The 15061-nt window shown below is 55.6% G+C and carries 12 protein-coding genes; 10 read left to right on the top strand and 2 right to left on the bottom strand.

Annotation, left to right across the window (positions count from 1 at the left end; translation table 11 throughout):
- Positions 1 to 64: 64 nt before the first annotated feature.
- The 6 genes from LN244_RS12370 to LN244_RS12345 all read left to right on the top strand — a co-directional run bounded on the left by LN244_RS12370 (position 65) and on the right by LN244_RS12345 (position 8093).
- On the top strand, positions 65 to 1384 hold the full coding sequence (locus LN244_RS12370; RefSeq protein ID WP_239040090.1) for a TolC family protein: 1320 nt from the start codon (positions 65 to 67) through the stop codon (positions 1382 to 1384).
- Between the two features lie 2 nt (positions 1385 to 1386).
- Entirely contained in the window at positions 1387 to 3279 is a 1893-nt protein-coding gene (locus LN244_RS12365) for an efflux RND transporter periplasmic adaptor subunit (RefSeq protein WP_239040089.1), read from the top strand.
- Positions 3276 to 6470, top strand: coding sequence for an efflux RND transporter permease subunit (locus LN244_RS12360; RefSeq protein ID WP_239040088.1), 3195 nt, complete (start codon positions 3276 to 3278; stop codon positions 6468 to 6470). The genes LN244_RS12365 and LN244_RS12360 overlap by 4 nt, the downstream gene beginning before the upstream one ends.
- Entirely contained in the window at positions 6470 to 6817 is a 348-nt protein-coding gene (locus LN244_RS12355; RefSeq protein WP_239040087.1) for a copper resistance CopC family protein, read from the top strand. The genes LN244_RS12360 and LN244_RS12355 overlap by 1 nt, the downstream gene beginning before the upstream one ends.
- A 67-nt stretch (positions 6818 to 6884) precedes the next feature.
- Complete coding sequence (locus LN244_RS12350) at positions 6885 to 7127, top strand: SHOCT domain-containing protein (protein WP_239040086.1); 243 nt, start codon at positions 6885 to 6887, stop codon at positions 7125 to 7127.
- A gap of 84 nt (positions 7128 to 7211) precedes the next feature.
- Positions 7212 to 8093 carry a copper resistance D family protein gene (locus tag LN244_RS12345; protein ID WP_239040085.1) on the top strand — a complete coding sequence of 294 codons (882 nt, stop codon included), beginning with the start codon at positions 7212 to 7214 and terminating at the stop codon, positions 8091 to 8093.
- Positions 8094 to 8096: 3 nt separating this feature from the next.
- Here LN244_RS12345 and LN244_RS12340 read toward each other — a convergent pair whose 3' ends face one another.
- A complete protein-coding gene (locus LN244_RS12340) occupies positions 8097 to 8774 on the bottom strand; it encodes a heavy metal response regulator transcription factor (RefSeq protein WP_239040084.1) in 678 nt (225 codons plus the stop codon).
- 10 nt (positions 8775 to 8784) lie between these two features.
- Positions 8785 to 10200, bottom strand: coding sequence for a heavy metal sensor histidine kinase (locus LN244_RS12335; RefSeq protein ID WP_239040083.1), 1416 nt, complete (start codon positions 10198 to 10200; stop codon positions 8785 to 8787).
- Positions 10201 to 10375: 175 nt separating this feature from the next.
- Here LN244_RS12335 and LN244_RS12330 point away from each other — a divergent pair, with 175 nt between their 5' ends.
- The 4 genes from LN244_RS12330 to LN244_RS12315 are packed head-to-tail and all read left to right on the top strand — an operon-like array spanning position 10376 to position 14971.
- Positions 10376 to 12679: a heavy metal translocating P-type ATPase gene (locus LN244_RS12330; RefSeq protein WP_425542789.1), complete on the top strand. Its 2304-nt coding sequence runs from the start codon at positions 10376 to 10378 to the stop codon at positions 12677 to 12679.
- 15 nt (positions 12680 to 12694) lie between these two features.
- Complete coding sequence (locus LN244_RS12325) at positions 12695 to 13069, top strand: cupredoxin domain-containing protein (RefSeq protein WP_239040082.1); 375 nt, start codon at positions 12695 to 12697, stop codon at positions 13067 to 13069.
- On the top strand, positions 13038 to 13415 hold the full coding sequence (locus LN244_RS12320; protein WP_239040081.1) for a cation transporter: 378 nt from the start codon (positions 13038 to 13040) through the stop codon (positions 13413 to 13415). Before LN244_RS12325 ends, LN244_RS12320 begins: the two co-directional genes overlap by 32 nt.
- 38 nt (positions 13416 to 13453) lie before the next feature.
- On the top strand, positions 13454 to 14971 hold the full coding sequence (locus tag LN244_RS12315; RefSeq protein ID WP_239040080.1) for a thymidine phosphorylase family protein: 1518 nt from the start codon (positions 13454 to 13456) through the stop codon (positions 14969 to 14971).
- The last annotated feature ends 90 nt before the right edge of the window (positions 14972 to 15061 follow it).

Genomic DNA, 15061 nt, shown 5'->3' with positions numbered 1-15061 from the left:
TACACATGTTCCATGGCTTGTCCCCAGTGGGGCAGTCATATGATTGCGTTCAGACGAGGAAGTTATGACGACAGATATCAAGGCCCACCTGCGATGTTGGGGAGTGGTGGCTGGACTGCTGCTGAGCAGCTCGATCCATGCCACCGGTCTTACCCTTGAAGAGGCTGTTGACCGGGCGCTGGCTAATGACATTTGGCTGACGTCCAGCCACTACAATGAAACCGCCAAGCGTGCCATGGCCGATGCGGCCGGGGCGCTGCCTGATCCCAAAATCAGTCTTGCGCTGGCGAACGTGCCCACGGATAGCCTGAACTTTGGACAGGAGGGGATGACCCAGTTTGCAGTTGGGATTTCCCAAATGCTTCCGCGCGGCGATACCCTTGAGCTTAAAGAGCAGCGTTTCAGTCAGGAGTCGCGTTTACAGCCGCTGATGCGTCAGCAGCGCCGTGCACAAGTGCGCATGCAGATCAGTCAGTTGTGGATCGATGCCTGGCAGGCACGTGAGAGCCTTGAGCTGATCCGGCTCAACCGGAGGCTGTTCAAGCAATTGGAGAGTGTCGCAACCTCAAGTTACAGGGTGGCTTTGGGTAAAACACAACAGCAGGATGTGGTGCGTGCCCAGCTTGAATTGACCCAGCTAGAGGACAAGATCAATCGTCTTGAACTGCAGTATGACACCCTGCGTGCTCGTCTTTCCGAGTGGGTGGCCATGCCTCTGGAAAGCTCTGCCGAGGCAGCCGTAATCGCCATCTCGTCACAGCAGCCCGATATGGAGCTGGTGCGTCAGGTGCCGGCCGAGGTCGGCGACGATGGACGCGCACGTTTCTTCCTGCAGCACCCCGCTGTGGTATTGCTCGATCGGCAGGTTGAGGTGGCACAGACGGATATTCGTCTGGCCGAACAGAGCTACAAGCCCGCCTGGGGCGTCAGTGCCAGCTATGGCTACAGAGGCGAAGATCCCATGGGGCGTGACAGGGCAGACCTCTTTAGTCTTGGCGTCAGCATGGAAATGCCCCTGTTTTCCACTCGGCGACAGGATGGTGAACTGGCATCGGCTTCAACTCGGGTAGAAGTAATACGTACCGAGCGGCTGTTAAAACTGCGTCAACTTCTGGCTGCCTATGACACATCACTGGCGGCATGGACGCGTCTGAACGAACGGCTTTCTCTGTATCGCAAACAACTGCTGCCGCAGACCGCACAGGCGGCTGAGGCGGCACTCAATGCCTATACCCGTGATGCGGGGGATTTTGCCGAGGTGGTCAGGGCGCGTATTGCCGAACTGAATGCCCGTCTGGCAGAGATCGAAATCGTGGCCGAGCAGCAGAAGCAGGTCGCCCAGCTCAATTATCTGATGACCCAGGTAAGCCAGAAGGAGGAGTAAACATGAGTGGAACAGTCAAATTCCTGGGTGCCCTGGTGTTGGGCAGTGTCGTGGGCGGTGGTGCGGTTTATGTACTGAATCAGGGGGCGAGCTCCGAGGCCGGCAAAACTTCTGTTGCTTCGTCTGAACCCGAACCCCTGTATTGGGTTGCGCCCATGGATCCCAACTACCGGCGTGACAAGCCGGGCAAGTCGCCAATGGGCATGGACCTGATTCCGGTCTATGAGGAAGATGCGGCCTCCGGGGCCGATGAGGGGCCTGGAACGATCCGTATTTCGCCCGAAGTGGTGAATAATCTTGGTGTGCGTACAGCCAGCGTCGAGCACAGTGCCCTGAGTTTCGAGGTCAGCACGGTCGGTTATGTGCAGTACGATCAGGACAGAATCGTTCATCTGCATCCCCGTGTAGAAGGCTGGGTGGAACGGATTCATGTTCAGGCCGCCGGGGAACCGGTCGAGCAGGGGCAACCGCTGTACGAATTGTATTCGCCGGCATTGGTCAATGCTCAGGAGGAGATGCTGTTTGCGCTGGGCCGAGGTGATACACGCCTGGCACAGGCAGCGGAGTCTCGCTTGCGCTCCCTGAACGTGTCGGATGAAGTGATCCAGACGTTGCGTCGAGAGCGCAAGGTATCACAGACAGTCACCTTCTATGCGCCCGCGACGGGCGTGGTAGACGATTTTACGTTGCGTGAGGGGTTGTTTGTGCAGCCCGGCATGACGCTGATGTCCATTGGCAGCCTGGACGAAGTATGGGTTGAGGCCGAGGTATTTGAGCGTCAGGCCAGCCTGATTCGAACCGGCTTGCCGGTTAGCATGGAGCTGGACTATCTGCCGGGGCGCGAATGGCAGGGCAGTGTGGATTACATCTACCCGACCCTGGACCCGAATACTCGCACCCTGAGGGTGCGTATGCGTTTCGACAACAGTGATCACCTGCTCAAGCCCAACATGTTTGCACAGGTACGCATTCATAATGATACCGATATCGATGTGCTCAGCGTGCCCCGCGAGGCCGTGATCCGTGGGGGAGACAACAATCGCGTGGTGCTGGCGCTGGGCGAGGGCCGCTTCAAGTCTGTACATGTCAAGATCGGGCGCAGTGACGGCAGCAGGGTCGAAGTGCTGGAGGGCATCCGTGAAGGAGAGCAGGTAGTCACGTCTGCCCAGTTCCTGCTCGACTCCGAATCCAGCAAGACCTCTGATTTCAGTCGCATGTACTACGGTGATGCCGATGACAACAGCCCCACCGCTATGGCTGGTGGGAGCCTGACCACACCTGGGCGTGTTTGGGTCGATGCGACCGTCAATGCGGTGATGCCTGAACAGGGCAAGATCAATGTCAGCCATGCGGCTATTCCCGACTGGGGCTGGCCTGAGATGCGTATGGACTTCAGTGTCTCCGAGTTTGTTGATATGTCCGAGTTGGTGCCCGGTGCCCAGGGGCAGATCGAAGTGCTCAAGCTGGATAGCGGCGGTTACGAGGTTGCTGATGTGTTCTTGTCGAATGCAGAGACTGTCAGTGGGGATACTCAGGCAGAAGGCAGCTCGCCCACAGGCACGCCATCCCGTGTCTGGGTTGATGCCACCGTGCATGAGGTGATGCATCAGCACGGCAAGATCAACGTGAGCCATGCTGCAATTCCCGCTTGGGGCTGGCCGGAGATGCGCATGGATTTCAGTGTCTCCGAGTTTGTCGATATGGCGGAACTGGCGCCGGGTGCCAAGGGCCAGATCGAAGTGAGCAAGCTCGACGGTGGTGGATATGAGGTGATTGATGTCTTCATTACCGAGCCGGGAGAAGGCGCTTCGGCTTCGTCCGCAATGGAAAGCATGGATCACAGCATGCACTCCATGGAGCAGGATGTGTCCGGTAACGGCAAGGAGGCGAAATGATTGAGTCTGTCATTCGCTGGTCGGTCTGCAACCGCTTCTTCGTGCTGCTTGCAACCCTGTTGTTGCTGGGTTGGGGCGGCTGGTCACTGAAGAACACTCCCATCGATGCAATACCGGACCTGTCTGATGTTCAGGTGATCATCAAGACCAGTTACCCCGGACAGGCACCGCAAGTGGTCGAGGATCAGGTGACCTATCCGCTCACCACCGCCATGATGTCGGTGCCTGGTGCGGAAACTGTCCGCGGCTTTTCCTTCTTCGGTGATTCCTACGTATATGTAATCTTTGACGAAGATACCGATATCTATTGGGCGCGCAGTCGAGTGCTGGAGTACCTTTCTCAGGTCGCACCATCGCTGCCGGAAAATGCTCGTCCCCAGCTGGGGCCTGATGCAACCGGGGTTGGTTGGGTGTATCTGTATGCACTTCAGGATACCAGCGGCAAGCATGATATCGGCGAGTTGCGCTCGCTGCAGGACTGGTTCCTCAAATACGAGCTGCAAACAGTCCCCGGTGTCTCCGAAGTCGCGGCGATCGGAGGCATGGTCAAGCAATATCAGGTGCAGGTGAATCCTGAAAAGCTGAGAGCCCTCAATATTCCCTTGGCCCAGGTGAAGAACGCGATCCGCCAGGGTAACCAGGAGGTGGGCGCGTCAGTGGTGGAGTTGGCCGAGGCTGAGTACATGGTGCGTGCCAGCGGTTATATCCAGAGCGTGGAGGATCTGAAAAGTATCCCGCTTGGTGTCAACGTCAAGGGTACCCCCCTGCTGCTGAAGGACGTGGCTGAAATCGGTATCGGGCCGCAAATGCGTCGTGGCATTGCAGAACTGAACGGTGAAGGTGAAGTGGTTGGTGGCGTGGTCGTCATGCGCTTTGGCGAAAACGCTCAGCAAACCATAGAAGGGGTAAAGGCGAAACTGGAATCCCTGAAAGCCGGATTGCCCGAAGGGGTGGAGATCATCACCGTCTACGATCGTTCAGGCCTGATCGGTCGCGCTGTCGAGAACCTCTGGCACAAGTTGCTGGAGGAGTTCGTGGTTGTTGCGCTGGTGTGTATGTTGTTCCTGTTTCACGTTCGTTCATCGCTGGTGGCTATTGTCAGTCTTCCGGTCGGCATTCTGGCGGCTTTTGGGGTCATGCATCTGCAGGGCATCAACGCCAATATCATGTCCCTTGGCGGTATCGCTATCGCCATCGGTGCGATGATCGATGGCGCCATCGTGATGATCGAGAACATGCACAAGCATATGGAGCGTACTCCGCTGACGCGGGAAAACCGCTGGAAAGTGGTGGCAGACTCCGCTTGTGAAGTGGGGCCTGCACTCTTTTTCAGCCTGTTGATCATCACGGTCAGCTTTGTCCCGGTGTTTACACTGGAGTCTCAGGAAGGGCGGATGTTCACGCCGCTGGCATTCACCAAGACGTATGCCATGGCCTCTGCTGCGGCTCTGGCGATCACGCTTGTGCCCGTGCTGATGGGATACTTCATTCGCGGCAAGGTATTGCCCGAGCACAAGAACCCGATCAACCGGCTGCTGACCGCCGTTTATTTGCCAACCTTGAAGGGGGTTCTGCGCTATCCAAAGACGACCCTTCTGGGCGCACTTGCGGTACTGGCGCTGGGCTTTTGGCCAGTGGATAAGATCGGCAGCGAGTTCATCCCCAACCTGGATGAAGGTGATCTTATGTATATGCCGACAACCTATCCCGGTATTTCCATCGGGCAGGCAAGGCAGGTACTGCAGCAGACCGACAAGCTGATCGCGACGGTACCGGAAGTCGAAAGCGTTTTCGGTAAGGTGGGTCGTGCCGAGTCGGCCACTGATCCGGCTCCCTTAACCATGATTGAAACCTTCATCCAGCTGAAACCGCGAGAGGAATGGCGAGAGGGCGTCACCACGGAAAGCCTCAAGCAGGAGCTGGATGCTTTGGTCAAGCTCCCGGGAGTGACCAATGCGTGGGTGATGCCGATCAAAACCCGTATCGATATGCTGGCGACCGGAATCAAAACGCCGGTGGGCATCAAGATCGCGGGACCTGAGCTGTCCCAAATACAGGCCATCGGACAACAGCTGGAGACGATTCTGAAGGAGGTTCCGGGGACCGCATCGGTCTATTCCGAGCGTGTGGCAGGCGGTCGTTACATCAAGGTCGATATTCAGCGGGGTGATGCCGCCCGTTATGGCTTGAACATCGCCGACATTCAACAGATTGTAGCCAGTGCCGTGGGAGGAATGAACGTCTCTCAGACCGTCGAGGGACTGGAGCGTTATCCGATAAACGTACGTTATCCACAGGAGTACAGGGATTCGCCTGAACAGTTGGCGTTGTTGCCGATTGTAACCCCCTCTGGCCAGCGGATCGCTTTGGGCGATGTCGCTCATATCTACATTGAAGATGGTCCTCCAGGCATCAAGAGTGAAAACGCACGCCTGAATGGCTGGACCTTTATCGACATTGAAGGGGTAGACCTCGGTAGCTATGTTTCCCGTGCTCAGGCGGTGGTCGCCGATGAACTGGAACTGCCTGCAGGCTATTCGATCAGTTGGTCGGGGCAATACGAGTACATGCTCAGGGCGAAGGAGAAACTGACATATGTAATACCCCTGACACTGGCGATCATTGTGGTGCTGCTGTATATCAACTTCCGCAACCTGACAGAAGTGGCCATCATCATGGGTACGCTGCCACTGGCGATGGTGGGTAGCGTCTGGTTGATGTACTGGCAGGGCTTTAACTTTTCAATCGCGGTGGGCGTCGGCTTTATCGCCCTGGCGGGCGTGGCGGTCGAGATCGGAGTCATCATGCTGGTCTATCTTAATCAGGCGTGGCGGGAGATGCTGCAGCGATGTGCCGCGCACCAGGTATTACCTCGAGAGGAAACACTGCGTCATGCGGTTCTGCATGGTGCCGGTCTGAGGGTGCGTCCCGTTATGATGACGGCCGCTGCAATCATCGTCGGTCTGCTGCCCATCCTTTACGGTAGCGGGACAGGCTCCGAAGTGATGAGCCGTATCGCTGCACCGATGGTGGGCGGGATGGTCAGTGCTGTAGTGCTGACCCTGCTGGTCTTGCCTGTGGTCTATTACCTGTGGCGCCTGCGTTCATTGCATACCCTGACACCTGAATCACTGGCAGAGGCTTTTCCGGTGACCCAATCCAATAAAACCAACGAAAAGGAAACATCCTGATGCGCATGTTCAAATCCCTTTTGGCCGCAGGCCTGATTGCACTTGCTACTCCGGCTCTGGCACACACTGACATGATGGGCAGTCACCCAATGGACGGGGCGATGATGATGGAGCAAGTAGGAGAGCTTAAGCTGAACTTCGGCAAGCCGGTTCGTCTTGTCAATGTAAAACTGATCAGCTCGGACAACCGACCCGTCGCAATCGATTTCAGCCCGATTATGGAACCCGGTACAGATTTCAGCGTGCCCGTGCCTGTATTGAAGCCTGACAACTACACCGTGCATTGGACGACGATGGGAGATGATGGACACAGGATGAAAGGTTCCTTCGGTTTCATGCAGCACTGATCAAACCGGGCTGCCTGTAACTCTGGTTGCAGGCCCCGCCCGGTCAATTAACAGAGGAGAACTCACTATGTGGGGTGATTATCAGGCCCATGGCTGGGGCTGGATGCTGTTTGGCGGCATTCATATGCTGTTGTTCTGGCTGTTGATGGTGTTGCTGATCCTGGCCTTGGTTAAATGGCTGAAAGGGTCGAGTGACTCCGAGAAGCGTGATTCTCGTGAGGCTCTGGCGATTCTTGACGAGCGTTTGGCGCGAGGAGAGATCGATATGGAAACCTACCGCAAGCTCAAACAGGAGCTGCAGCAACGGTAGCCGCGAGGATAATGGGCGTCGGCGGGTGACCGCGGGATTGTTGCCCCGGCTGCGTTCGAAGACTGATGGGTTGAAGGAGGTGCTGTGAGCGGTTGGGAATGGCTGACACTGGCTTCACGCTGGGGGCTTTACCTGGGAATGGTCATCGCAGTGGGGGGAATCGCCAGCGAATGGTTGCTGCAACGTTATCGTGCTTTGGTTCCAACACTAAACCGCTATACGTCGCTAGGCATTTTGGTGGCCCTCCTTGCCTTGGGTGTTCATTTCTTAAGTCGTGCAGGCGCATTGGCGGAAGCCGGTATCGGCGGAATGTTTGACCCTTTGATGCTTCAATTCATATGGCACTCTACGGTGGGCGACGCATTGCTGATAACAGCACTGGGTTTGCTGTTACTGGGGGGCTCCCATCTTGTCAGTATACGCTCCGCGGCTACCGGCATCCTGCGCTGGATACAGCTGGGGACGGCCATAGGCGGGATGGCGATTCTGGCTTTTTCGTACACGCTCAGTGGGCATGTGCAGAGCGAAGGGCTCATTGGTGCGTTGACGCTAACGGTACACGTACTGTTGATATCCTGGTGGATGGGGTCATTGTATCCGCTCTGGTTGGCAACCCATCGTCTCGATTCTGATAGCAGTCATGCGGTACTGGAGGTATTTGGCAGGCTGGCTCTTCCCGCTGTCGTTATGGTGTTAGCCGCGGGCATGTTGTTGAGTTACCGTTTGACCGGTTGGTCAAGCGAGGTGCTGGGCAGTCGGTATGGTTTTTGGCTGATACTTAAAGTGGCGTTGGTGGCAATCATTCTGCTTCTGGCCGCCTTTCACAAGTTCTATCTGGTTCCTGCCCTCAAGCAGGCAGGAGATGCCCGCTCAATGAAGCGTTCGCTGCTTCTGGAAAAGCTTGTTGGTATGGCGATTCTTGCTGTTACTACAGTGCTGGCCGTGCTGGTGGGACCGGGGCATTAGGCTTCAGGAGCGCTCTTCCAGTACATAACCCATGCCTCTGACGGTGTGGATCAGCTTGGTGTCGAAAGGGTCGTCCACCTTACCTCGCAGGCGTCGAACGGCCACTTCGATGACGTTGGTATCACTATCAAAATTCATGTCCCAGACCTGGGAGGCAATCAGTGATCGAGGCAGGATTTCCCCCTGGCGGCGCATCAGCAATTCGAGTAAGGCAAACTCCTTGGCCGTCAGATCGATACGCTGCTGTTGTCGGCTCACTTTCCTCTTGATCAAGTCAAGTTGGAGGTCCGCAACCTTCAGCAGAGTGGATTCGGCGGGAGTGCGGCCGCGGCGCAGCAGGGTTCGTACCCTTGCCAGCAGTTCGGAAAAAGCGAATGGCTTGACGAGATAGTCATCCGCTCCCAGTTCCAGTCCCTTAACCCGGTCATCCACATCGTCCAGCGCCGTCAGAAACAGGACGGGTGTGGCGTTTCCATGTGTGCGAACCGACTGTATGACTTGCCAGCCATCCAGTTCCGGCAGGAGCACATCGAGTATGATTAGGTCATAATGTTCCGTCGTCGCCAATGTCAGGCCTTCAAGACCGGTACGAGCCAAGTCGACACTAAAGCCTGCTTCGCCCAATCCCTGGCGAAGATAATCTCCGGTTTTGATCTCATCTTCTACGATTAACAGCTTCAACGTGATTTCCTCAAGAGTGTGCGGTTGCCTTTTGAATTGAGCCGGTTTCGTACTCGAGCGGCAGTAACAGCATAAAACAGGTTTCTTTGATCGTTGAAGTGACTGAAACATCGCCACCGTGTGCGCGAGCGATGGCACGCGTAATGGGCAGGCCCAGTCCGGTTCCCTCGTTTGATCCATGGAGACGTGAAGGATCGCAGCGATAGAAACGGTCGAAGATATAGCGCATGTCCTGATCGCTGATGGGAGAACCCGGATTACAGACCATGACTTTGCAGTAGGGGGGATGTGTTTCGATCTCTATCCGGATCGCTCCTCCGGGGGGAGTATGGCGTACGGCATTGGAAATCAGATTGCCAAGGGCGCGTTCGATCATCAGGCGGTCGCCGTGCACCCAGCCAAGCCCTTGCCGTTTGAGTTTGACTTGCCGATCTTCTGCTAAAGCTTCATAGAAATCACAGAGCTTGTTGACCTCTTGCGCCATATCCACCTTGTCAGTGGATGGAAGCTGAAGGCCGTTGTCTGCCTTTGCCAGAAAAAGCATATCGGAGATCATGCGCGAGAGTCGTTCAAACTCCTCAAGGTTCGAAGCAAGGATGTCGGAATACTCTTCGCAACTGCGTGCCTGCGACAGTGATACCTGGGTTTGGGTCATCAAGTTGCTCAAAGGTGTACGCAATTCATGGGCGATGTCAGAGGAGAAGTGGATAAGCCGACTGAACGACTCTTCCAGGCGGTCCAGCATGAGGTTCAGCTCACCTCCCAGTTCGGCAATTTCAGCCGGGACGGATTCTATCGGCAGACGCTGGTCAAGCCGTTTGGCAGTAACGGACTGAGCTCGGGCCTTGATGACCCTTAGCGGCGCCAGTCCTTTACGAACCGCCAGCCAGCCAAACAAGGTGCTGAGGAGGGTTGCCAGCAGCATGAAAGTCATCAGTTGGGCAACGAAGGTTTGCATGAACAAGGTATGACGAGTCGTCTCGATACCGCCGCGGATCACCACCGCTGATTCGGTATCATGATTTAACTGATGAAGCAGGGTAATGCCGCGATAACCGGTTCCTTCCTGAGACCACTCTGATCGGTGACGCTTGCCAGGTTGCAGCTGCTGTTCGTGTGCGGGTGGTAATGACAGCGGTGCAGACTCAAACAGCATCTTGCCGGTGCTCGATTCGATGTTCATCACCAGATAGCTATGACTAAGCACGATTTCGCTGAGCATGAGTGCGAGATCACCGCTGTTTATCGGGTCAGGCGTCTGCTCAAGCATGCTGATCACCTGGTCCAGCTTGTCGTCAATCTCAGCAAAATCCTCAGCTGCAAAATGCTGCTCAACCGAGCGTTGTATGAGGAAACCCAGCCCGGCCAGAATGCAGACGGATACCAGTGAAAAAAGCAATGTCAGGCGAAGCGTCAGGGACATCATAAGGGTTCACCCGGTTGGAAATCGGTTCGGTTGTTGAATCAGCCATCGGGCTCGTGCAAGTGTGCCATCCTGCACGCGAAAAAGCCGGATTATGACGAAATTGTAATGTGCCGGTCAGTACGTCGTCGGCACGATGGTCCATACTGTTTGATGAAAACCAGACAAGGAGTATCCGATGGATTCAGAACATCAATCTGCCCAAGGGAAACCCTGTCATCAGCATGGCAGCTCAGCGCAGGCCGCTGCAGTGCCTCAACAGGTACTGATGATTGAGGGGGCTGGCTGTGCCAGCTGTGTTGGCAAGATAGAGTCGGCTATACACCGTGTTCCGGGCGTGCAAGAGGCGAGCATGAACTTTGTCGAACGCACGGTGACGGTAACCGGTGAGGTGTCGGCTGATGTCTTGATTCAGGCGGTGGAGCAGGCCGGCTACGGTGCCAGGGTCACTTCTGAAGAAAGCAGTGCAGAGCTGTTGGATGAAAAGGAACAGGCTGATCGGGAGTACTACAAGCGTTTACTGCGCGAGATGAGCATTGCGCTTGGATTGGGTATTCCTCTGATGATCTATGGCCTTGTCATTGGTGAAATGACAGTAACCACCACCATGGAACGCGTTGCCTGGGGGCTGGTTGGCCTGGCGACTTTGGCGGTGATGCTGGTATCAGGGCGGCATTTTTATGTGGGAGCCTGGAAGTCGGTCCGCAACCATAGTGCCAATATGGATACCCTGATCGCGCTGGGTACAGGAACCGCCTGGCTCTATTCCATGGTGGTCGTGATGGTACCGGATGTGGTCCCCTTGATGGCACGTCATGTCTATTTTGAAGCCACAGCGATGATCATAGGCCTCATCAATCTGGGCTTGGCCCTGGAAGTACGAGCCAGGGGGCGTACATCCGAGGCGATCAAGCGTCTGATCGGATTGCAGGCGAGAACCGCCAGAGTCTTTCGTGACGGGCGAGAAGTCGATGTTCCGATTGAACAAGTGCAAAAGGGTGATCAGGTCAGGGTCAGGCCGGGTGAAAAAATTCCGGTTGATGGCGTGGTATCGGATGGGCATTCGTCGGTGGATGAATCCATGTTAACCGGTGAGCCCATGCCGGTAGAGAAGACCGTTGGCGACGAGATTGTTGGCGGGACACTCAATAAGTCGGGCTCCCTGCTCTTCAAAGCGACCAGAGTCGGCAAAGATACGGCTCTGGCGCGTATCATTTCCATGGTCAAGCAAGCACAAAACTCCAAGCCTCCCATTGGAAGGCTGGCTGATGTCATTTCAGGCTATTTCGTTCCAGCCATCATGATCATTGCGGTCATCAGTGCCTTGATCTGGTTGAACGTTGGACCTGAACCGACGGTTGCCTTTGCCGTGGTTTCGGCCACTACGGTTCTGATTATCGCATGCCCTTGTGCGCTGGGTCTGGCGACGCCGATGTCGGTAATGGTCGGGGTCGGCAAGGCCGCAGAGGCTGGTGTGTTGATTCGAAATGGTCAGGCTTTGCAAACAGCCTCCAAAATTACCGCCATGATTCTGGATAAGACCGGAACCATCACAGAGGGGGCTCCCAGAGTAACCGAGGTGGTCCCGGTCGGTGATATGGATGAGGCGAGTGTTCTGCGATTGGCGGCGACACTGGAGCAGGGCTCCGAGCATCCTTTGGCTCAGGCAATTGTCGAGTCTGCACAGGATCGCGATATTGAGTTGGGAGAAGTCGACGGGTTCAACTCCATCGCTGGCCACGGCGTAGAAGGTCGAGTGGATGACTGCTCATTGCTGTTTGGCAATGAAAAACTGATGCGCGACCGGGAAATCTCAATCGACGCTTATCTGGAGCAAGCGCAGAGTATGGCGGCTCAGGCCCGCACTCCAATGTATTTGGCATCAGGTGAGCGATTGATTGCCCTGATTGCCGTTGCCGACCCGATCAAGGAAGACTCGGTTGAAGCGATTAAGCGGCTACAGAACGATGGTATTCGCGTGGTTATGCTGACTGGAGATAACCGTGACACCGCAAAAGCTGTTGCCGAGCAGTTGGGTATTGAAGAGTTCTTCGCGGAAGTGTTGCCGGAAGACAAGTCAAGCAAGGTTGCCGAGCTCCAGCAGCAGGGTGAAATCGTGGGTATGACAGGTGATGGGATCAATGATGCTCCCGCCCTGGCCCTGGCGGATGTGGGCTTCGCAATAGGCACGGGTACTGATGTGGCTATTGAGAGTGCCGACGTCACCCTTATGAGAGGTTCACTGCACGGCCTTGCTGATGCAATTGCCGTGAGCCGAGCGACCCTGAGGAATATACGGCAGAACCTGTTTGGCGCGTTTATCTATAACGTGGCCGGGGTGCCCGTGGCCGCAGGTGTGCTTTATCCGTTCTTTGGCATGCTGTTAAGCCCTGTTATTGCGGGAGCCGCGATGGCCTTTTCGTCGTTGACAGTGGTGACCAATGCCAATCGCCTGCGTTTATTCAAGCCGGAAGACCACTGAAAGGGAGTCAGTATCATGATGGTGATTAATATACTGGGTGTGCTGTTGATAGCCCTGATCGTCTGGTGGTTTTGGCTTTACCGGGAACCCGCAGCAGCCATGGAAGCCGGGGAGGTGACGATTGAGGTAAAGGACGGTATTTATTCACCGGCGCACATCCGCCTAAAGGCCGGGCAGTCTCTGAGCCTCAAATTCATTCGCAGGGACCCTTCGCCCTGCGCGAGCGTGGTTGTTTTCGAAGATTTTGATGTCAGTGAGGAGCTGCCCTTGAACAAGGCCCGAAAAGTGGAATTACCGCCGATGCAGCCGGGTCGCTATCCCTTTACATGCCAGATGCAGATGTACAAAGGAGAACTCATTGTGGAAAAGGCTGCTGATGCTCATGGGTGACTTCGAGCACAAACCCGGTGTGAAAGAAGTGAACCTGGTCAGCCGTAAAATGAGGTTGGTTGATGTTAAGGCTCAGGCTGAAAACGCATTGGTCGAGGCGGTCAGACAACTGTTCGGGATGGATCGAGTGGTGTTTGATGCCCCTAACGCCACTCTGTATTTCGATTACGATGCGACCCATTGCAGCCTGGATAAGGTAGAGGGCGTTATCCGAAACATGGGTGCGAAGTTCGACACTGGCTGGTGGAGTCGGTTCAAGCGCAGCTACTATCGGTTCGTCGATCAGAATATGAAGGATAACGAGGCGCACGAACCTCACTGCTGTAATAAGGTGCCACGCAAGTAGCGACTATCTCGGTCATCATCACCGAGTTGGAGGAGCGAATGGAGGATGCCAGCAACCACCAGAATCGTCTCACCGCGACTCGGGTTGGTATTGATACCAGTCAGGAGTCGGTGGCCTACATGCGTGATGATTGCCTCATTTGCCGTGCAGAAGGCTTTGGTGGTCAGTCACGGGTTGAAGTTTCAGCCGGAGACAAGAACATCATCGCGCGGTTGAATGTAGTGGAATCGGGAACAGGAATATTATCGCCGGGGTATATCGGTCTCTCGAAGGTCGCATGGGAGCGCTTGGCACTGGAGGAGGAGCGGGAGGTGAGCGTCAGCCACCCGGCATGGGTCAGCTCCTTGAGTCATGTACGCCGAAAAATCTTCGATTTACCACTGAGTCAGAAACAGTTCAATGAGATCGTTCGTGATATCCAGGCTGGCCGATATACCGATGTGCACATTGCCAGCTTTCTAACGGCCTGTGCCAACCGCCTGGATATCAATGAGATCGCATACCTGAGCCGGGCCATGGTTGATATCGGAGCGCGGATGACCTGGCCAGATGCCGGCATCGTGGTAGACAAGCATTGTATCGGTGGCTTGCCCGGCAATAGAACGACTCCGATTCTGGTATCGATAGTGACGGCTGCGGGGCTGGTCATGCCAAAGACATCTTCACGCTCGATTACTTCACCAGCCGGTACCGCTGACACCATGGAGGTTCTCACTCGCGTGGATCTGGATATGGAGACGATCCGGCGTGTAGTGCAGGAGCAGGGTGGCTGCCTTGCCTGGGGCGGTAATGCAAACTTGAGTCCCGTTGACGACATCCTGATTCGGGTCGAAAAAGCGATGGACCTGGATAGCGAGGGCCAGCTGGTTGCCTCGGTGATGTCGAAGAAAATAGCGGCAGGGTCTACCCATATTCTGATTGATATTCCCGTCGGGCCAACTGCCAAAGTGCGTTCCATGTCAGCGGCCAAAGCTCTGAAACAGGTTTTCGAGCGGGTTGGCGCGTGCCTCGGAGTTGTTGTAATGCCCGTCATCACTGACGGTCAACAGCCAATTGGTCGCGGGATAGGTCCGGTTTTCGAAGCTGGAGATGTTCTGGCTGTTCTGCAGAATCGAGAGGATGCGCCGGCAGACTTGCGTGAGCGAAGTATCATGCTGGCCGGTCTGGTGCTCGAAATGGTTGGGCGTTGTGAAGCAGGCCATGGCAAGGCGCTGGCTCAGCAGTTACTCACATCCGGGGCTGCCTGGGACAAGTTCCGAGGGATCTGTGAAGCCCAGGGGGGCCTGAGATCATTGCCACCTGTATATTTTCGATACCCCTTGAGAGCGAAGAGCAGTGGAACAGTTACGGCTATCGACAACCGGAAATTGGCAAATCTGGCCAAGTTGGCTGGAGCGCCTAATGCCAAATCAGCCGGTATTCGATTGTTGGCCAAGGTTGGGGACAGGGTATGCAGTGGAGAAACCCTGCTGGAGATCTGGGCGGAAACGCAAGGTGAGCTTCGTTATGCACAATCCTATTTGGTTCAGGTGCAAGACATGATTCAGCTGGAATAGTGCCTTTGGTCATTACAAGTTAATCACCCGTACCTGAGGGGCACTGTTGCTTAAAGGGCTCCCGCAAGGGGAGCCCTTCGTGAGGCAGGA

The organism is Marinobacterium sediminicola, assembly GCF_022343685.1.
In the GTDB taxonomy this organism is placed as follows: Bacteria; Pseudomonadota; Gammaproteobacteria; order Pseudomonadales; family Balneatricaceae; genus Marinobacterium; species Marinobacterium sediminicola.
This window is presented reverse-complemented; position numbering and strand designations above follow the sequence as displayed.